Below are 19,618 nucleotides of genomic sequence, written 5' to 3'. Positions count from 1 at the left end.
GGCCCGGCTTTTAGCCCATGGCCCCAACGTGGACAAGGAATTTGATCAAAGTGAGGCTCAATCGGGCGTTTTTGGCCCCATTTCAGGCTGAGCTTTGCGCGCTCGGGCCTGGGCCTTGCGCTTTTTGAGATTTTCGCGAAGGGCCTCGTTCAACCGCGCCGCGCGCTCGGATTTGGCGTCTGTTTTGGGCGCTTTGGGGGTGGATTGGTCTTTGTTCTGGCTCATGTTTTATGTGTTTGGCCTGATGGTAAGTGGAGCGCTAGGATGACGGTCTAAAAAATTCGCGTCAAGGCGCTTGCGTTTATGAAATTCATATGGCATGTTCCGCGCGCTTTCGCACCCCGCTGCGCAATATTTGTGCCGCCGTAGCTCAGGGGTAGAGCGCACCCTTGGTAAGGGTGAGGTCGACAGTTCAATTCTGTCCGGCGGCACCATTTTTCTTCATTAAAAATCAATAGGTTATCACCCATCGCGCAACTTACGCGATTTTGGGTTTCGTACCAGGTTTCGTACCAAATCGAGCCTCGGTTGTATCACCTGTGACAACAGGAAATGAAGTCCTGCCCCCCTGCTGAGGCGGCTTCTTATATCTATGTGCGATGTCGAGAATTAAAGACCAACCTAGACGCATCTAAACGCTCAGTGACATGTATCTCGTCAGGCTTACATATTTTGGATCATCCCGATTGTCAGTCGAGCCCAAAATATTTTTTGGATTTTTTTTGCCACCTGTGCTGCCGACCTTCGGGCTGTTTTCATTCAACATCGTTCTGTCGCTGCCCTGAGCAGTCAACTTCAACACTGGAGACTGAAAAATGTCGGCAAAATCTTCTTCCAAAGGGTCCGGGCGGACTCAAATGACGAAATCAGATGCTAATCGCATCCAGAGCGCTACAGCAAAAGCAAACGGCGGTCAGGTGCCCAAAGGCAGTTTTTCGAGCAAGGCCTCGTCTGCTGCTGCACGAAACGGGAAGTAGCCTCTTCGGGAGTGGAGAAAATCATCTCCGCTCCCTCCCCTTTTGGAAACTATCATAATGCAGTACTCAAAAGACAAAGATGTCTCTAAAATTGTACGGACATATGTGCGTGGCGGTTGGTTGTTCCGCCGAGGAAAGAAGCACGGAAAATTGGTGGCACCCGGTGGACGATGCGTGACCGTTCCTTCTACGCCGAGCGACAGGCGTGCCGTATATAATTTCTTGGGGGATTTACGACGCTGCCATGGTTAATCACGAACACAAGCCAAAGCCTCCATATCCAATGATCGGGGAAGTGTGTCGGTTGTTGGCAGACGTATTCGATACAAAATCAGCGAACCCAGTTCTTAGAAAGAAACTTGATCGATTAGCTCGTGACGGAGATTACGACTGGAGTCTGCCGCAGCAAATTGTTGACGGATTGATATTGAAGCCACTTCAAGATTTCGACCAAGAATATGCAGATTTTGTCAGCAAGTTCATCGACTACCTGCGCGATGAGCATATTAGCCTGCTGTCACAAGTGTCTCTTGATGCCCTGTCTAGAGAAGAGGCAGCTCCTTTGCTGATCAAAGCGGTCGGTGCTAGTTATACGGCTAGTTTTCTGAATGCTATGCGGGATCAGTTCGGCGGGCCAGATCTTGGTGACTTCTTGCTGGAGGACGTCAAACCAGTTGATGTGGTGTTCCAATGGGGAGAAACATTGTTCGACCATAACGTCACGACCTTGACGTACCCGGACAACAAACCAAAACGCGATGGCATAAGCCGATGGCGTCGTGAAAAAACGCCCCCCAAGTTCTTCGCATCAATCCGACCATTGCTAAGCGATCTTGAGGAGAGCTGCCCCGACCGAAAACCGGACATTTCTCTGTTTGGCAAATGGCTCCTGACCGCAAGGGCGTTGGCATGGCTGGACAGAGAGACCGAAGAAGCTGGTTTCGGGTCTTTGATCGAGCTAGTCCGCCAGGAAATCCTCCTGAATTGCCCCCGACGTGATGTCGGCAAAGAATTGTCTATCGCCAATATTGAGGCGGGTAATCGTTTGCAGGTGGTGAAGGAGTTTGGCTTACCCCTACTAAATATCAGTTTGACGCGAACAAACGCGAAGAACATTGAGGATCAGGAAGCGGCACGTCTGAAACTTAACCGTTTCAAAGACTTGCTGGACCAGAACGACACCGATGGTCGCGCACGTTACATGTTGGATTGGTGCGAAGGTCGCTGGCACGTCCTTGCTGGCGACGAAGAAAAGGCGCTTAAATTCTACGAAAGAGCATCTGATCTAGCCTTATACAGAGCAGGCCAGAACCAAAAGCAAATTTTGCAAGAAGCCCTTGCGCTAGCAGCACATCTCGGCAAAAAAGCGGCGTTAAAGAGATTCAAGCATCGTGCCCTGGCCATGAGGATGTTTCCAACCCATTTGGCAGAATTTCCTGACAACCTAGACGTCATTTCAGACTGGGAGGTCGAGCAGATGGCACAGGCGTTCGCCGGGATCTTTCCACATCATGCGCGTTTCCCAGAGGCAATGGAGGGAAAAGTATCTACAAGCCCTCTTCCATTCCGTGCCTTCTATCAACCTGATACCGATAAGATCAAGCCTGACCTAACCAGACCGGATCGGGTCATCGGCATCCCGTCTTTGGATGGCAGTAAGTACAGACGCCCGCAATTGATATGGTTTGCCTCCGAAGACCGAGTGAAAGATGTGGAACAACTTCTAGAAGCCGGTGCCGACGTGAATAAATTGGATGGACAGGGTGGCTCAGCCCTGTTGAACGCCTTGCAGTGTGCCGAGGACGGACGGGGACGCCAAGCTCTTGACCTCTTGTTGGAGCATCCTCATCAACAAGAAACTCTTGACCGATTGACAGCCAAGAAACGTTTGTCTCCCCTCTATATGTCTATAATTTTAGGGGACCCTGCAATCGTGGCTCGGCTAATCGAAATGGGGGCAAGCCCAGACATGCCTGCGAGCTACCCACCTCAGTCCCCTCTGTATGTTTGTATTGAGCGTTTCACATTTTACCGCGACGGTTTAGCGCAAGCTGAACTGATGCAACGGCTGGCCTTTCCTGGACCGGAAGATGCGGAAATAAGGCGACGTTATACGGGCGTTTTTGCAGGCGTTATGGGAGATCAGCCTTCAATTCCAAACATGGCAAATCCGCGTCACGCCGAAATCATGCGTCAAATTATCGACCATTCTGCTCAAAAGCCCGCCCAAGTTCCCCGAGAGAACTATTTGGAAATCACGAAGATACTTCTTGAGCATGGCGCTGACCCCAATCGCAAGCATTCTTCCCCGGGACCAGGACGCACACCGCTGATGGTCGCAGCCGAAAACAATGCCGCAGATGCCTTCCACCTTCTCGTCGAGGCAGGAGGAACCCCGTATCTTAAAGACGATGAGGGACATGACTGCCACGACATCGCACGTGCATTTCAAAGTCGAGAGATCATGGAGTATTTGTCTCAATAATTCATAGATGGCAAAGCGCCCCTTGTATTTTGTATTGATTTGATTTGCAGGGCTTTAGGTTATTATCCCAAAATCAAAAGCCCCGCATCATAGCGATGCGGGGCTTTTGACGTTGAAAATGACCTTGTCTAGATGGTCTTCAACTCTTGTTGTGATCTCCATGATTTATGAGCCAACTCCAGCGACATAATGAAATAGCGGACTGCGTACTCAAGGTCGGGAGCGTCAAAAAGGCAATGCTCAATATCTCGCTTCGTCGCCCAGCCATTTTGAGACATTACTTGGACCTTTTCAGGTGTTACGTTTCCGTCCAACTCGTCCATTAAAAGGTCAACATCGATCATTTTGTTATTCAACAAAACTGAATAGATGTGTTCGTTAAGCTCATGCAAACTCACATCGATGCCATCATAAAACAGCCATGGCGCATTACTTGGATCATAATTAAATCCATCTTTCCGAGGAGTGAAACAATCATTCATATCTATTCTCCTTATCCTCTAGCCGCTTGAGACTGCCGTTGTGGCGCAAGAAACTCGTCCAGTGTCATGCCACGAGTGCTGGCCCAAGCTTCAGCCAACTCGGTCGTCTCAACAATGCTCTGATGCACCTGAGCCTCTATCCTTATCTCGATAAGCTCTGCGATTGTTTCTACCAATGACAAGTGTGCTTGTCCTAATGCAGTAAGTTCATCGAGACTCATTTCGCCAATCGCCTTGGCTTCAGCATCATTCGATTTTCTTTTACGATTTTCTTTCTTCATATTTTTTTCTCCTTATGAAGAGGGGGGGGGATTAAAAATCAGTAGCCTTTTGGGCATCTTTCGTCAGTGACGGGTCATGGTGACCGTAGTGTTTTTGAATAACTTGGGGGCTTGTGCACGTCAGCTGTGCAATCCGCTCATATGACATGCCCTTATGAACCATCCATGTGATGGAGGTGTGCTTGAGAACATGGACGGTATACTTCGCCTTCTTTTGACCGTTCGAATACGTGCCAGAAACGAAACCTGCTCGGATGACAGCTTTATTAAATGCCGTGTCGATGCTTTTGAGCGGCTTTCCGCCATATTCGATGACATGGTCCGTGCAGCGAATTTCATAAGCTTCGCGCAACAATTTCAGCACCTTTTTTGAAACCTTTGTCGCTGGGCGATCCTTATTGCCGATAGCTTCACCAAAATCGATTTCGCCGGTTTCCAGATCCACCATATCCCATGTCAATTCGAGAATAGCCGTATGGCGCGCAGCTGATGCAATGGCCAATTTGATGAACAAAAGACAGTGCGGTTCCGCAGCCTTGGCAATTGTGCGCATCTTTTTTTTCTTCAACCACTTGTGACGGCGAGTGGTCTTGCTTTTCACGGGATAGCGAAAATCGTCATGGTATCCTCTGCCCATGAACCAGTCTTTTTCCCGTTCGCGCTTGGCCCATTTCAGGGCTTGGCTCAGCGTCGAAAGCTCGCGGCGAACGGTCGAGTCTGCTGCACCTGTTTTGGTGATCTTTGTGTTCGGGATTGTGTAGGTGTCTTCTTGGCGGAGCTTCAGATATCGTTCAAGGGTTTGGTCCGAGACCTGCCACGGTTTCACGCCACCGAGATGGCGTCGGAGGTGATTTAGGTTCTGCACTAACGTCCCTTTAGACGAAACCTTCTCTTCTTTTGTACGCTGGTACGCATCTAGGAGGTCTCTCAATGTCGGATCGTGGCGTTTCGGAATGCCGTTGGAGGCATCGACACCAGCCAAATACTGCGCCAGATAGTCCTGAGCCTTTTCAAGATCGCCCGTGCCGGTTTGCTCGCGCAAATCCTCTCCCGATATAGGGTGCGGGCCTACCATTTCGTACTTTTGGGTATCTTTACGATAACGCAAGCGCAAGGGTTTCGGAGGACGTGACATTATGACCGCACTCCTTTTTCAAAAGCATCTAAAGAGCTCTTGGCTTCGACTAATTCATCTTCACCTGTATCGTTAGCCGCATCGCGACCGTCAAATGTACAACGCTTGTTAAATTCGTCTTCATCGCAAGGACGAATGCGGATTACACCTCGGACCTTAAGGCACGGTAGGTCTCCGTTATCGATCCACGCGTAAATGGTGTTTGGGTGAACTTCGAGGCTTTCTGCAAATTGCTTAACTGTTTTATTTGTCATGGGTAAAAATCCTTGTGTTTCGTTCTTATCCAGAATGTTGGATCGCTTTTTGAAAAATGTGCATTATAATAATTCATGTTTTTTAATAATTTATACTAGAAACACATTATTTCAATGAGTTAGAGATATGAAAAAATTTGTAGAAACCCTAAAAAAGGCACTTTCCGCAGCTGAAGAGCCTGATGAATGGAACAAATTGCCTCACCCGATAGGGGCAATGGCAAAACTGATTTGGGTGTATCGGCGCCACCAAAATGGCGAAGCGGTTTCGAGGGAAATCGAGAAAATTGATGTTCACCCCTTGCGCTGGGATGAAGCTCTTATGGTGCTCGCTGGCCAGCACGACTGGTGGAAATATTCCGAGATACAGGCGAAAGAGCTCGGAACTGAGATCAAATGCGTTCTTGAGCAGTCCGTAAAAGACGCCCCCTCTATCGACCTCACAACAATCGTCAGCAACCGCATTGTCAGCACACCCCAAGAAGCCAACATGATTATCCAAAGGCTTTTAAAGAGGGATCGAGCGCAAGCCCAACGGTCAGCTCTCGACCTTGGCCTAACGGAAGCTTTGGCGAATTGGAGTAATTACAAGGCACATGGGTTTTTAATGCCGGAACAACTGAAAGCGATCCGTAAATCCCCGCCTTTGAATTTGACGCAAGAGGCCATGGCCAGAGAAATAGGGATGACTTTACGCCAATACGTGAAATACGAAGCCGGCACGACGCCCATACCGGATGATAAGGTTGAACGGATCAGAACACTTATCGAAGTGAAGAATAAAAAAGGCCTGAACTCATCAAGCTACCAAGCCACGCCGAAGAGCGCGTCATTAACCCCCATTAGCAGCGGCAGGTTTGCTCTGTGGCTCAGTCCCTCAAGCACATAGGAATAATGAAAGCTGTGAACTCATGTCCCAGCCCATCAGTGCGGTTTCCTTTTTGATGTTTCCGAATTGCTCTAATCTGACTGTAATTGTTGATACCCAGTAGTAGGACGTCACCACCTGTAAATTCAGCCTGTCCGTTATTGTCGATGTAACGCCCAGAGCTAGCTCCGCATTGACAGCTAACAAGCGTGCCAACACGGAGCGCACGGACATCACTGCAGTTCATACAAAGCAACAGTTTCATTGATGTACTCGTTCGCAGCTAAAAATAGACTGGTGGCATGCCTAGGACTTGACCGATGCCCCACATATTAAAGAGACCTGCAATGAACATAACTCTGGAGATGTCCGCAGGAACCTCACCGGCAGGTCCATTAAGCATGTAGAGCGAGCCACTCTGCGTTACGACCCAGCCTTGTTCTCGATTATAATTGATGACTGGACTTGTTCCGGTATAACCATCTGACCTTACGCCCGTTAGGATGACTTGTGATATATTCTGCTCACGGTCCTCGAAGGTAATAAACACCCAGCTGACGAATTCGTCTTTAACCATTCGGCCATCAGCTGGGTCTGAGGAATCACATTCCACCCCTTTAATGTCACTCTCTTTAGAATACCGCAGATCAAAACGACTACGGTGTCGACTGATTAGCGTTTCAAGTTTCAAATTTTCTAAATCTTCGAAATTCATAGTTTTGCTCCTAATTAGATATACTGAAAATGAACAACCCCCACAGATGACTGTAGGGGCTGTTGTGAAAATCACTGGCTATCAAGATATGTTCGCAAAGCATCGACTGTGTGCTGTTGATTGATGTCACAACATCTCCTTACCTCTGGCGCCACGTCGATGGGAACAAGTCCCGCATCAATCAATGCTTCGCAAGCATCCATTACGCTTCGCTTGATATGTACGCTATTAGCTTTTGAGATATCCGCAACGGCAAGTTTGGTGGCCGCATTTAGAATGTCGGCAACACTGAGTTCGTTATGCATTTTGAAGTTCCTTCAATTGTTCGGACGACGGTGTCCAAGGTTTCTGCTTTTTTCGTCCAAAACGGCGCGCGGCCTTGCGCAGCCCTTCTTTTTCGTTATTGAGAAATATCTTGAGAGCTTGCTTGAAACGCTCCGGCACGCTTCCAATTTTTGATTGGACGAAGCAACTTCTTGCCGGAACGATAGCTCGTTTCCCCAACAAGAATTTTGTAGGGCGATCTAAACCAGATCTTGCCATACATTCCGCATCACTCACTGTGACAGATGCACCAGGCTTTCTTTTTTGGACCGAAGTCCCATACGCAACTTCAACCGTTTCACACGAGAACATCGTCTTACGGCGTGTAGCAACAACCAAACATGGGCGCAGTTTTGGGCCAGGCAGGCCTGGCCTTTCTTCAGTCGGGAATGGGCAAAGAACCACATCTCCAACTTCTAACTTTTTTGACAATCTCATTTTCCTCCTTCGCTTGTAACGAGGGAGGACATCCCCCGCGTTTGCAAAACGACGCGGGAGATGGACTTCCGATTTATCCTTTCTGTCGGCCTTGGTTCTGCGCCTGTTTTATTGCGTCCCTTCGTTCTACATCTCGTTTTTTAGCAATGGCTATGCGGGGGTCATCTGAGAGATCCAAGTTATTTGACGAAGCGATATCTTCCAGAATCTCTTTCTTTTGCAGTGCTACCCGGCGCGCATCAGGTCTTTCAGTGAGCTCTATTTGTTCGGCAAGGCTGTTAAATTCATCAATGAGATTGTAGCGAGGCTTTTTGCGCATTTTCTGATGATATTGCTCTGTGTCAAAAGCATCGTCGTCACGGGTTTTCTTTGGCTTATAAAAACTTACTATCTCTCGAATTGCCGTTTGGGCAGTATCTGTGAGCAAAGATACCGTATCGGTCGTTCGCACGACAAAATCAGCCCAAAGCTTGCCCCATGTTGTCTTATATGGATCCTCAGAAGGGGAAGAGTTGGTTTTTGCTATATGCCTAAACTCAACCATCTCGGCTTCTGTTGCCCAGTTTAGTGAGGCGCCATCCCTCCCCTCACGGCTAACCTGACGAACAAGGTGTTCGAAATCAGGTGCCAGATCTCTGGGAACAAATAGATCGACCTGCTTCTTATGCCTTGTCATAGCGACATACGCCGATTTTGCAGACCACGCGAATTTGTTGTCATAGAGGCAATAGGACTGTCCCACCGTTTTGCCTTGTCCACGGTAAACGGTTCCGGCGTATCCGTGTCCAAAGTTTTGATACTCCGTTGGGTTTATGGAAACGTGTTCTCCTGAATCTGTTTTTACCTGAATTTCCTCAGGTAAGACGGAGATAACAATTCCCATGAGGCCATTGATGATACCGTCTTGTTTCTGGTTTTCGTAGAATTGAATACGGTCACCAATTCCCATCAAGATAGGTCCGCGTTCCGTTTTAAATTCATGAATGTTCGTGACCTCCCCTCGCCGTACACGCATACCATGGACCTCCGCGTTTACCGTATTTACCGTGGTGTTCGTGGATACATATATAAAGCGGACCATGTCTGGGGACATTTCTAAGTCTTGCTCGAATTTCTGAAGGAGGTCTCCAAGCGCTTGGTCGAGGTTTCCATTCCAGTGTACGTATCCTTGATCGTCATACGCACGGATTGCATCACCAACGCGTCCTTCTGAAAACGCAATGCTGGCGCTTTTCTGGCAATCCGTTACTTGACGATTGATCTGATTCATCAATGATGTGTCATGGCGGTCTGTCATCAGGGGCCACATACCGCCACGTCTGACAGACGACAGTTGCCGATCATCGCCGACCATCACTAGCTTGGCGCCGGACTTCGCCACTTGGTTTAAAAGCTTCAGAGTAACTTCGGTATCCAGCATGCCAGCTTCATCAACGATGACCAAACTATGCTCATTCCAGTCGAGTTTTCCTTTCTCTCCTCTAAAAACGGCAACATGAACCGTCGCAGCCGCTGCAAATCCATCCTCTTTCATATCCGAAGCAACAGAATTGGTCGGCGCCAGACCTATGACGTCATACCCTGATGCCTCGTGCGCCTCTCTGACGGCGCCGAGCATGTAACTCTTGCCTGCTCCAGCTCTACCCTGCGTAAACGTTATGCCATCACCCGACACATGACGTCGAAACGCCTCGACTTGTTCAGCGTTCATGGTCCGAGATGCTATGGCATCATGGAAAGCTTCCTCTTTTATGCTAAAGCGCCGCGCCTTTATGGCGTCGGTAAGTTGTAGAACCAGGCGTTCTTGGTGGCGTACATCTGTGCGGGTATAGATCTCTCGCACCTTAGATGTCATGACGTCATGGAGTTTTATGACGTCAGAGCGCTCGAACGCTATATCAGCATAACGTTGTGCTTCCCTGGGCGTCATACCTGCACGACGCAAAATGTAGCGAAGATCTTGGACGCTGAATGTCGCTTGATGTTCTAGCGCCAGATCCAACAAGAAATCTGGTTCTTCCTGCAGGCGCCTAAGCGTTTCCACGCGGATTACCTCGGCTTCTTCAAGGCCTGCAGCAGTATTATGCGCTTTCCCCACGTACTTACGATCATAGGAGCTGGTTTTGACAACACGGGCTGATACGCTACGGGCACTATACCATTCGTTTTGGTGCAGCACCCATTGATCCGTCCAGTCGTCACCATCTATAACCCGTCCATTGGCAAACGATGGGTTTAGGTGTCGCGCTTTGCGTTTGCTGAACCCGTCAGGCGTTACAGTACGCGTCGATATGGTCAGGTGTGCGTGGGGCATATAGATGAAGTGGCGACCATCAGACAGTCGGAGGATATGCTCAGTATCACATAGAGGTTCATCTGGAATGCGGGAGACATCAATTATCTTGGTATTGGGATAGTGCTCAAATTCCAGAGATATCTTTGTTTGATCTTCATCATTCTGGTCCGGATAAAGCGGCGAACCGTAGGGATGCACATCAATCTGAACAACGAGACCTGGATCAACGAACTGTTGCTTACAGAACGCTTCCAAGCAGGCAACTTGCCCCCAGAGCGAAACACGAGATACCCGGTTAAAATGAACTGTGCCACATTTGGCCAGTTGCGCATTCTTGCGATACTGGCCCGTGGACTTAGCAACCTCAGCTTCCTGGGCTGTACCCCAAACGATTTCTGGATTGTTCTTTAAAGTTTCTGGAGCGTGAGGCGGCATGAGCAGCACGCTTGTGTAGAGTTCGTCTTTTCGATCTGAAAAGTCGAAGGTGTGTTTGGTGCCTCCAAGTTCCTCGAGGACCGGATCGTGCATTCTACTTCGTGATGTGTATGCGACGTGACCAATGATACTGGATGACGCTCTGTCATCTGCACCAAGCACACGAATGTTGAAGTAATCTGACATGTAAATCTCCTTACTATTTGTGAAGGAGATTGAAGTGAATTTTAGATCTGCCTACCCCCGCTGGAGGCGAACACACAAATTTGATTGCCGACAAATTTGTATAGTGTTGCTATCGCCCCCAAAGAGATCAAACACGGCAGCTCCGCGCCGTGTCATTTCCAGACCACAAGGAACGTCACATAGGAAACGCAAAAAGAAATAATTACATCACCTGTTGCTTTTTCCAGCACCAGCTCAATGTCCTCTTTAGATCACCACAACATGAAGAAACTCTAGAGGACTAAAGATGCGTAAGGAACAAGCCAAAATTGAGAAGGCTATCGAAGAGGCTGAAAAAGCGATAAATGCGGGAAAAGTTGCGGAGCAGCAAAAACGTAAGGCGCAACGAGAACTTAGTGAGCTAAAAAGCAAGGACCATTTAGACCGCTTATATAACATTGGTCGCATAGCCTTTGACATTGGAGTTCACAAATATGATGACGCTCTACTCGCTGGCGTCTTTGTTCGTGCAGCAGAACTGGACATTGAGGGACATGAACGTCTACGGGAAAAAGGATTGGAAGCCTTGACCTCATCACAGCTTAGGCATGATATCGAGTTATTCCTTCCAGGTCGTGCTGACCGATCTCAGGCAGCAATCCTTCGTGAAGCAGGCTTGAAAAAAGACCGCCAAACCCGAAAGGATGGAAAAACATTCACGGTATACAAGGGTAATGCATCCAAAAAGTATTTGGAAAAGCGTCTAAATGATCCGCACATCGTTATTAACATCGTGACGCCAGTGCATAGAGATGTTGAGCCATCGTCACATCATGGTGAAGCGCAGTTATGACGTCATGCCACGTTGTCGTTGCAAAGTTTTATCACCATAGTTTCAAAATGTTATAGCGTCATAATGCAAAAAAGCTTGGGTGCTCTGAGCGATTTCCTTATCTGAGATTGTCGCCGATTTTTAGATTTTAAGGAGCCCCCGGATGACCACACTCATAACAATACATTCGCAAAAAGGCGGGAGTGCAAAAAGCACTCTTGCCGCAAATCTGTATATCGCCTGCATGCAGGACGGTATTCCCAGTGCCATTTTAGACCTCGACCCTCAAGCAAGTATTACCCAACGTTTTGACAAACGAACTCAGACTATCATGGACCTGAGCTATGGTGACGTACCTCGCACCATGTCTATAGATAAGGTCTTTGACCAAGTTAAGAAAACGCACAAAGAGATTATTTTTCTAGATACCGAACCGCGCAGCACTGAACGCTATCAAGAACTTGCGTGCTTTTCGGATTTGATTGTTGTTCCAGTACGCCCAACCGTCGTTGATCTTGAAGCGGTGGGAAACACCTACGCGATTTTAAAAAACGCTGGTTCTCTTGACCGTACAGTGTTCGTCATTACACAAGCTGCCTCTAAACGAGGTATGTGCGAAAACCCGGACGTCATCGAGGCACAAGCCGTTCTTGAACAATATGGCCTAACGCTTGCCCCAACCATCATTCGTAATCGTCTCGATTACTCGCGTTCACTCAACGACGGACGTGGCGTTCTTGAGGCATCTCCACATAGCAAAGCTGCGGACGAAATCCGTGGCCTCTGGAACACCATCAAAGAAAGGATTTAAACCATGGGAAAAATGAATATCGCCACGTTCGAAAACAAGCAGCCGCTTGAAGATGAACAAGAACCGCATAAACCGCTCACCCAAAAACTGAAGGAGGGGGAAGCCGTAAAAACAAGCCTGTACCTCGATCCGGAGACACATCGTCGCCTGCATTATTTAGCCCTCGATTTAAGTTATGCAAACGGTGGGCAGAAAACTAAGCGTAAGCAGGTTCGTGTGAACGATCTCATCTTAGAAGCTATCAGTATGTATCTTCGAAAGAAGGAGGGGCAAGCCCCTAGTACCCTAGACACTTTTTAGCATACCAATTACGCAACAGAGAGGTGTTTGAGATGAGTGGCAAACGTTACACAGAAGAATTCAAGATTGAAGCTGTCCATCAAGTTACGGAACGTGGTTACAAGATCGGGGAAGTGTCAGATCGACTTGGTGTGACCAGCAAAAGCCTACGTGACTGGATCACCAAATACGGCGACACAGGTACCCAGCATCAAACGATTACAAGTCAGCAAGATGAACTTCGCCGACTGAAGTCGGAGCTCCGCCGCGTGACTGAGGAGCGCGATATATTAAAGGAGGCCGCCGCGTTCTTTGCCAGCGATTCCCGCAAAAGTACGCGTTCATAAAATCTCCGCTCAATAAATATAGGGTGATGGTTATGTGTCGTATTCTCGGCGTTCACCGCAGAGGATTTTTGCATGGCTTAAGTGTCCACAAAGCCCAAGAGCCCTTGAAGACCAAAGGCTTCTCGGTTTGATCAAACAATTTTGGTTGGAAAGTGGCTGTGCTTATGGCTATCGCAACATCACCAAGGATCTGCAAGATCATGGCGAAAGCTGCGGTAAAAACCGCGTGCATAGAATTATGAAATCCGCAGAAATCCGCTCTCAACGTGGCTATAAGCGCCATAGAGGTTTTAAAGGTGGTGGTATCAGTCACGTCGCTCCAAACACTTTGGATCGCCGGGCTTTGTGGTAATCTTGCTCATGGTGGCTCCTTGGTCTGGTGTGGTTGATCTCGCAATCACCACCTTAACCAGATCGAGGCCACCAACCTCAAACAAATGTGCGAAAGAATTTATACGTTATCCTAAGCCCATGTAGGCGAGGGCCATATCTCGCGCAGTCGCTCGACCGAACGCGCTTTGGGCACCCCACACAGTGTATGAGATGGCATGAGAAGGCATGGGAAGAGATGAGACTGAGCTATTGCAGCCTCTCTCCCCCAGTCTTTTACAAAACCAGACGCTAATCAGCGGCTTTAATTGGGGCGCAAGAATTCCCACTGTTGTGTTTTGAGCGTTTCGCTGCATGAGGTCAACAACAACTCTCCGCCCTTGCGCGCTTCTTTCGTGACGTTGATGCACAAGCCTGATTGGACATGCATGATGTGATTATCAAACACACGTGTCCATTTCTGACGTTCAAACGCTTTGCCTTTGTCGGCGCAGCCCCACAAAATCAGACGCTCCTCCTCATCAACATCTGGATCGGTCGTATCTAAGCACAGATTGTTTTGTGACCGGATTTGACCATTTTCGTTCAAGGAGAAGAACTGGCGCGGCAGTTGATCGCAGCCCCACGCAATCATCTTGCCGCCTTTGGACAGCTGACCACTTTCCTCATCTGTGCACATACCCGACTGATTGTGGATTTGATAGACCGAACGCCCATTGTACCCTTCTTCTCGGCCATGCTCACGGAAATGCTCATACGCGGGCATGAAATCCATGCCTATGCTGTCGTAAAGGCCTGGGTACGCCATGATGTAGGAGGCAATATCGAAGTCAGGATGGCCCCGTTTGCCTTCTTGCATGCCATAGATTGTCCAGTGACGGATTGCGGATTGGTATGAACCATCGAAACCAGCGGCGTTGTGGTAGCCTTTGTTGGTTTTACGATAATAGTCGGGATTGAAGTATTCCGGGTCCAAGAAGACGTCTTCGTGGAACTCAGTGCGCACACCGCCCCAGTCTTTTTCGTCGGAATAATAATATCCCCAACGATTGGCCTCAGGGTGACCTGGATGCTCACAGTTGACCGCAATCGCTGTGGCATGTGACTTTGATCGGTTGAAGGCCAAACATAATTTTCCGTCACCATCTTTGGTGAACAGATGCAATTGCCCATCGGAATCGGCCCAAGCGCGGACGGCCCCTGGGTCATTACACCCCCAGATCACAAGCTTCACACCATGAACGTAACGATCTCTCGTAACAAGACATTTGCCTTGTTGGTTTTGAATGCGGCCATCCCTGAGAACGCGCCATTGTTGGTTTGAGCGCCCATGACATTTGTAAGAAATGACTTCCGAGCCGTCATCTTCGCCACACCCCCTGACATCAAGGCAGAGATTATTTCCTTTATTCAAATTGGACCGATCAACCGCACGAAACATCCGCAGGTCCTTGGTTCTTCCGCCATCACTGCCACAGCGACCAGGAGACAGGGCTCTTGCAATGTCACTTGCCACACTGCCAAGAGTACGTGCGCCAACGCCCAGCGTATCTTTGGTAAAATCAAAGGCAATGGAAGCACCTTTCACAGAATGATCAAAAGCCACTTCGCTGGTTTGCTCAAAGGCTTTGCCCACATTGCCCACGGCACCGATAACGCGGCTGCCGCACTTGAGTGCATCACTTGGACCGGGCAAGCTCACATCCGGTTGAAAGTCGATGAGGGAGACAAAATCACCGGGTCCAGGGATCTGGCCTTTGGTAATGCTTTGTTCCATGGCCTTAATGCTGCCGCCCGAAACGCTGGTGCTGCCACTAAACTTGGCGCATGGGTTGGTGGATCTATAAGCAACCTTCAGATTGCTCAGGCTGCCGGAGAAATCGAAATCAATGGTATCTTTAAAACCAACCGCCTTGGTGCTTACAGTCATCTGAGACGCCATTTTGTGTTTCGCCCAGTTCACACCGTAATGCAAACTGGCTTTGGCGGCCCCCATGTCTTCCAGATTGCCCAGCGCGCCGAGCTCGAGCGGAATGGCCAACGTTGTGGTGGAATCAAATTCCATACTGTTGTCTTTGAAGAACGATATCTTGGTTTTCGAGAACGGCAAACCCATGGCCGTGACGTCCCCGCGCAGGAAGTAATTGCCATCTTCGGCAAACAGTTTGGCTTCTTCAACGTTCACCAATCCCAAAGGCACCCGGCCAAGACTGACTTGGTTGCCTTCGTTTAAGTATTCAATAAAGCTGGCCGCCATGGCTTTGGACACTGCAGCGTGCGGGAACGCCGCGGCAAGATCGTCCGCCTTCCAAATGGGTTTAACATTGGCGACGGCTTCACGCACTTTGCTTTCGCCGAAGAAGCGGTGTTTGATCCGGTATTGAAGCGGTTGGTTGCCTTTCAAGAACTCAGCAACCGTGCCACGAATTTTCAGACCCGTGACCTCAACAGGAAGTTTTTTCGCGACGATATCAACAATGACACTCGGCAATCCGACAGCTGGCAGAACCTTGTCGGCCAGAACTTCTCTAAAGCTGTGCTCCATATCCACATCAACCATAAAGTCGTTGGTTTTCAGCAGATTTTTCCCAACCGTTTGTGCATTCACTTTGGCATGGGCAATGTCCCAGAGCTTCTTGTTATAGAAGAAACCGATTTTCTCTTTGGATAAATTGATATCCAGTTCTTCTTGCAAGCCCAGCATTTCCACACCGCCGCTGATTTTAAAGTACGGCACTTCGTTGAGGCTTGCGGAAATGTCTATGACGGGGTCGCTCACGCGTGCGACAACAAAATCCTTACCGTTGATTTCGACAATCCGCTCATTCGACTTTGTCGCTTTTCGTTTTGGTGCGCCATTTTCATCCATCACAACTTTGGACCCACCAGACAGTTTCACGCCACCCAACTTAAACCCAGGCACCGTGGCAAAAAGCCGCAATCCGTCGTTGATGGTCAAGCGAGCATCCAGTTCGGCCAGTTTGTATTTTTTACCCAGCAAATCCAAACGTGCACCGCCGGCAATCACGGCACCAAAATTATTTGTGTGCGCCCGCCCAGGAATAAACGCGCCCGGTGTGGCAAACATGAATTCAGGATTGATCAGCGTCATCAGCGGAATGGGAAGATCGTCCAGTCCGATCAAGGACGATACGGTCGTATCGGTTTTTCTCAGCTCTTTTTGAAGCACCTGCAGCGCTGATCTTTGGTCGCTGGGAACAACCTTCACAATCTCAGAGGCCCACGGTCCCGTCAGTGCGCCTTTGACAAAGGCCAAGTTGAAATCAATGCCGGTAAGCATATTGTACTCACCATCAATGGCCGCACGGAGTCCAAGCTTTTTCGGTATAGGAATACCACCGGCGGAGAAGTTGATGTTCACCAGCATGTCCGCTTCTGCTTGAACGGACTTTTTGGCGTTCAACTGCGTGATCGTCGTGCCGCCAACACCAAATTCAAGCGATCCTTCCGTATCCGCACCAATGACCATTGCGGGGTTTTGATAAGAAAAGTTTTCGCTGATGCCAAACGGGGCATTCCATGTACCATCCATGTAACCAGCGACTTTGAACGAGCCTGTTAACGACACCAAATCCGCACTGGCCATCAGTTCGCCAACAAAGTTCAAATCTCCGTCCTGCGCCGGCCCGCCGAGTTTTTTCGGATCCATCAACATATTGCCGCGCAAGCCCAATTGGAATGATGTGCTGGCTGGCATAAAGCGGACAAAGAGCCCCGCCCCGCCGCGTTTCAATTGCAAGAAGTCACTAAACGGTTTCACGATAGGAATGTTGACGTCCGGCAGTTGTGCATAGGCCGTAAAGCTGGGCACACTGCTTTTGCCCTTTTTCGCTTTTTTCCCAGAACCAGACTTGCTCGTCTTCACAGACTTCATCGCTTTTTGAGCTTTAGTTTCTTTAGACTTCGTTGACTTCAGGCTTGGGAAGATACCATCAATGGACCCGCCCAAAACCAATGGGCCGTCCAGGGTTTCAAACAGATTCAGTTTGTCGTTTAGAAAGTTACGCAGATCTTTCTGAATGTTGTCTTCATCAAACGTTGCCAGCACACCAAGGCCTTTATAGATCGGCAAACCCTTGTCCAGATCATCCGTAATATGATTGGTCATTTTTTGAACCAGCAACGGCATCTTTTTTCTGGGAATATTTTGCAAGTCATGTGTGCTGACAAACAAAATGGAGTTCGCAAATTTCATACCCTTAAAGAAATCCGGTATGTTGGGTACAAAATCATCAATACCCATTTGTTTGGGGTTGAGCAGCATCGCAAAGCGACTGCCAATCCGCACAATCGCACCACTGGCCTCCATACCTACTTTATTCCAGGTGATTTTGCCTGTCACACCAGATGAGCTGATGGCCATGTCGCTCATGGAGAAATCTGACAACGCACCGAGTTCCTTCAACCCCGGAAGTTGTTTTAGCGAATAAGCACCATTTACGCCTAAGATAACGTCTTTCACAAACAAGGGCTTTTTAGCCCCATCGGATGCCACAATCAGTTGGGCCGTGCTGGGGATTTCTTTTTTCACAATTTCCGTTGTTGTGTTGAGCGCCAGTGAAACTTGACGCGTCTTCGGTGTTGCGGAACCTGTCACCGAAATATTTTTCAGATCAATAAATGGAACGCCCAAAGCCTTTTTCCAAACGAAGTCTGTTTTGGAAGATACCGTTAGCGTGTCATCAGCTTGAAATGAGATTTTAGTGACTGTCGGAATATCCAGCCCAGGTAGCTTCAATTCTGCAAGTCCTTTAAGGCTTTGCGTCAAGTCGCCTGTAATCGTGAAGATACCCGTACTGAAATCAAAAATATGATCCAGAACCGGAACTTTGGGCTTGTCTGTTTTCACCTGGATTTTGGTCTGTTCAATGACATCGGCAGATTTGGCCGAAAATAGTTTTTTAGCGCCATCCGCCTTGTTGTGGTTCACCGTTACCAAAAGGTCTGTAAGCTTGATGATCGCCGGCAGCTTTGTTTCGCGCACATTGAACGAATTCAAAAACGTCTTAAAGCCACTGCTCTTCACATCCATGGTCGAAAACATGGACAGACCGGAATTAAAATCAAACTTCGCCTTGCGTCCAAATTGTGCCGTTAAAATATCGCGAAGTTGTGGAGGCAGTTTGTTTGCATCCACTTGTTTAGCCGCCGCATCTTTGTAAACAACGTTCACGACGGGTTGGCTAAAGGTTGATTTGCTCAATGGCATTTTATCAAAGGATGGGATCAGTTTTTCCGCGTCCGCCGGTTCCATAAATATGGACAGAATTTTTTGACGTTTGTTTTCCGGGCTAAAGATAACGCCAGAACGTGTCATACCGGCAAACGTGACCTTGCCTTGAATATGCGTGCGCTCTTCAGCCTCAATGAGAAAATTCATTTTCCCAAGGTTCGATAGGTCGCTGGCCTTAACCCCCATCAGTTTGTATAGGGGGGTCGTATTGGGTCCAGCTGCGATACCATCACCCACTTTCTTCGTTATAGCCTTTTGAGCTGTTTTTTTGTCGGCTTTTGCACTCTCTTTTAGGAAAGCCATTTGCGGAGCTTTTTCACAATCAACCAATCGTGCAACCGTGTTTTTGCCGATTTTATCTGTGCTCCAGCCCAAACATTTCCCGTTGCCCGTGTTGCGCAGGGTTCCGTTGTCGATCTCCCAAGCCTTTTCTCGGTGCGGTGTGCAATCGTAGAGGAACAGCACGCCCTCTTCTTGAGGGTCCAGGCACGTATCTCCCGTTTGCAATTGCGCCGTGTTGCTCAATTGAAACCCGAGCGCATTTTTATCAGAACAGGATCCGGGAACGATGTATGGCGCCTTTCGCTTATTCGCCTTTTTCGATTTGGCAAGGCAGATGTTGTCGCCGCCCAACTGAACAGGAACGCCCGACGATGCCGCATGGGCCACTGGTGCGCCAACGACACCCCCAAATAGGATTGGGAATAAAAAAACAATCGAAAAAAGCCGGATAGACATGAGAAACTCTCAATCAATACGAAATACAATGGAACTAAAGGAATGTACCAAACTTTTGCGTTTGTACGCTGACCTTGCGTCAGGTTTTACCAACAATACGTCCTTAAGTGGTTACGACAAAAGAAGCAGAGACAAATCACGGCAAAAGGACTACTGTGATTTCAAGATTTCT

At 48.6% G+C, this 19,618-nt stretch carries 16 protein-coding genes, 1 tRNA gene and 1 pseudogene; 8 read left to right on the top strand and 10 right to left on the bottom strand.

Annotated features, from left to right (window positions below; all coding sequences use genetic code 11):
- Positions 1–57 precede the first annotated feature (57 nt).
- Entirely contained in the window at positions 58–225 is a 168-nt protein-coding gene (locus V5T82_RS13625; RefSeq protein ID WP_332896204.1) for a hypothetical protein, read from the bottom strand.
- A 134-nt stretch (positions 226–359) separates the two neighbouring features.
- Between V5T82_RS13625 and V5T82_RS13620 the strand changes: the two genes are divergently transcribed.
- The 3 genes from V5T82_RS13620 (at position 360) to V5T82_RS13615 (ending at position 3,462) form a co-directional block, all read left to right on the top strand.
- Positions 360–434 (top strand) — tRNA-Thr (locus tag V5T82_RS13620).
- Positions 435–815: 381 nt separating this feature from the next.
- Complete coding sequence (locus tag V5T82_RS18260) at positions 816–977, top strand: hypothetical protein (RefSeq protein WP_442917723.1); 162 nt, start codon at positions 816–818, stop codon at positions 975–977.
- A 307-nt stretch (positions 978–1,284) separates the two neighbouring features.
- Entirely contained in the window at positions 1,285–3,462 is a 2,178-nt protein-coding gene (locus tag V5T82_RS13615) for an ankyrin repeat domain-containing protein (protein WP_332896203.1), read from the top strand.
- A 128-nt stretch (positions 3,463–3,590) separates the two neighbouring features.
- Here V5T82_RS13615 and V5T82_RS13610 read toward each other — a convergent pair whose 3' ends face one another.
- From V5T82_RS13610 to V5T82_RS13595, 4 genes are read right to left on the bottom strand one after another with little or no spacing between them, the layout of a single operon-like run.
- Positions 3,591–3,944 (bottom strand): hypothetical protein, encoded by a 354-nt coding sequence (locus tag V5T82_RS13610; RefSeq protein ID WP_332896202.1) that lies wholly within the window; start codon positions 3,942–3,944, stop codon positions 3,591–3,593.
- An 11-nt stretch (positions 3,945–3,955) separates the two neighbouring features.
- On the bottom strand, positions 3,956–4,225 hold the full coding sequence (locus tag V5T82_RS13605) for a hypothetical protein (protein WP_332896201.1): 270 nt from the start codon (positions 4,223–4,225) through the stop codon (positions 3,956–3,958).
- A 31-nt stretch (positions 4,226–4,256) separates the two neighbouring features.
- On the bottom strand, positions 4,257–5,360 hold the full coding sequence (locus V5T82_RS13600) for a tyrosine-type recombinase/integrase (protein ID WP_332896200.1): 1,104 nt from the start codon (positions 5,358–5,360) through the stop codon (positions 4,257–4,259).
- Positions 5,360–5,614, bottom strand: coding sequence for a helix-turn-helix domain-containing protein (locus tag V5T82_RS13595; protein WP_332896199.1), 255 nt, complete (start codon positions 5,612–5,614; stop codon positions 5,360–5,362). Before V5T82_RS13595 ends, V5T82_RS13600 begins: the two co-directional genes overlap by 1 nt.
- 127 nt (positions 5,615–5,741) lie before the next feature.
- Here V5T82_RS13595 and V5T82_RS13590 point away from each other — a divergent pair, with 127 nt between their 5' ends.
- Entirely contained in the window at positions 5,742–6,503 is a 762-nt protein-coding gene (locus tag V5T82_RS13590; protein WP_332896198.1) for a helix-turn-helix domain-containing protein, read from the top strand.
- A 262-nt stretch (positions 6,504–6,765) separates the two neighbouring features.
- Here V5T82_RS13590 and V5T82_RS13585 read toward each other — a convergent pair whose 3' ends face one another.
- The 4 genes from V5T82_RS13585 to V5T82_RS13570 all read right to left on the bottom strand — a co-directional run bounded on the left by V5T82_RS13585 (position 6,766) and on the right by V5T82_RS13570 (position 10,876).
- A complete protein-coding gene (locus V5T82_RS13585) occupies positions 6,766–7,197 on the bottom strand; it encodes a hypothetical protein (RefSeq protein ID WP_332896197.1) in 432 nt (143 codons plus the stop codon).
- Between the two features lie 71 nt (positions 7,198–7,268).
- A complete protein-coding gene (locus tag V5T82_RS13580) occupies positions 7,269–7,502 on the bottom strand; it encodes a hypothetical protein (RefSeq protein WP_332896196.1) in 234 nt (77 codons plus the stop codon).
- The gene (locus V5T82_RS13575) at positions 7,495–7,953 is read right to left on the bottom strand and encodes a type II toxin-antitoxin system PemK/MazF family toxin (RefSeq protein WP_332896195.1); all 459 of its coding nucleotides are present in this window, start codon (positions 7,951–7,953) and stop codon (positions 7,495–7,497) included. Before V5T82_RS13575 ends, V5T82_RS13580 begins: the two co-directional genes overlap by 8 nt.
- 79 nt (positions 7,954–8,032) lie before the next feature.
- Positions 8,033–10,876 (bottom strand): AAA family ATPase, encoded by a 2,844-nt coding sequence (locus V5T82_RS13570; RefSeq protein WP_332896194.1) that lies wholly within the window; start codon positions 10,874–10,876, stop codon positions 8,033–8,035.
- Between the two features lie 286 nt (positions 10,877–11,162).
- On the opposite strand from V5T82_RS13570, the gene V5T82_RS13565 reads away from it, so the two are divergent.
- From V5T82_RS13565 to V5T82_RS13550, 4 genes and pseudogenes are all read left to right on the top strand, one after another.
- Positions 11,163–11,708, top strand: coding sequence for a hypothetical protein (locus V5T82_RS13565; RefSeq protein WP_332896193.1), 546 nt, complete (start codon positions 11,163–11,165; stop codon positions 11,706–11,708).
- 142 nt (positions 11,709–11,850) lie between these two features.
- Complete coding sequence (locus V5T82_RS13560; protein WP_332896192.1) at positions 11,851–12,498, top strand: AAA family ATPase; 648 nt, start codon at positions 11,851–11,853, stop codon at positions 12,496–12,498.
- Positions 12,499–12,501: 3 nt separating this feature from the next.
- Positions 12,502–12,798, top strand: coding sequence for a hypothetical protein (locus V5T82_RS13555; RefSeq protein WP_332896191.1), 297 nt, complete (start codon positions 12,502–12,504; stop codon positions 12,796–12,798).
- 32 nt (positions 12,799–12,830) lie between these two features.
- Positions 12,831–13,461: pseudogene (locus V5T82_RS13550) on the top strand (transposase); the annotation flags it as partial.
- Between the two features lie 297 nt (positions 13,462–13,758).
- On the opposite strand, the gene V5T82_RS13545 reads toward V5T82_RS13550, so the two are convergent.
- Complete coding sequence (locus V5T82_RS13545; protein ID WP_332896190.1) at positions 13,759–19,377, bottom strand: RICIN domain-containing protein; 5,619 nt, start codon at positions 19,375–19,377, stop codon at positions 13,759–13,761.
- Positions 19,378–19,618 lie beyond the last annotated feature (241 nt).

This window comes from Magnetovibrio sp. PR-2, assembly GCF_036689815.1.
In the GTDB taxonomy this organism is placed as follows: Bacteria; Pseudomonadota; Alphaproteobacteria; order Rhodospirillales; family Magnetovibrionaceae; genus Magnetovibrio.
The sequence above is the reverse complement of the archived record's forward strand: the minus strand, read 5'-3'. Positions and strand labels throughout refer to the sequence as shown.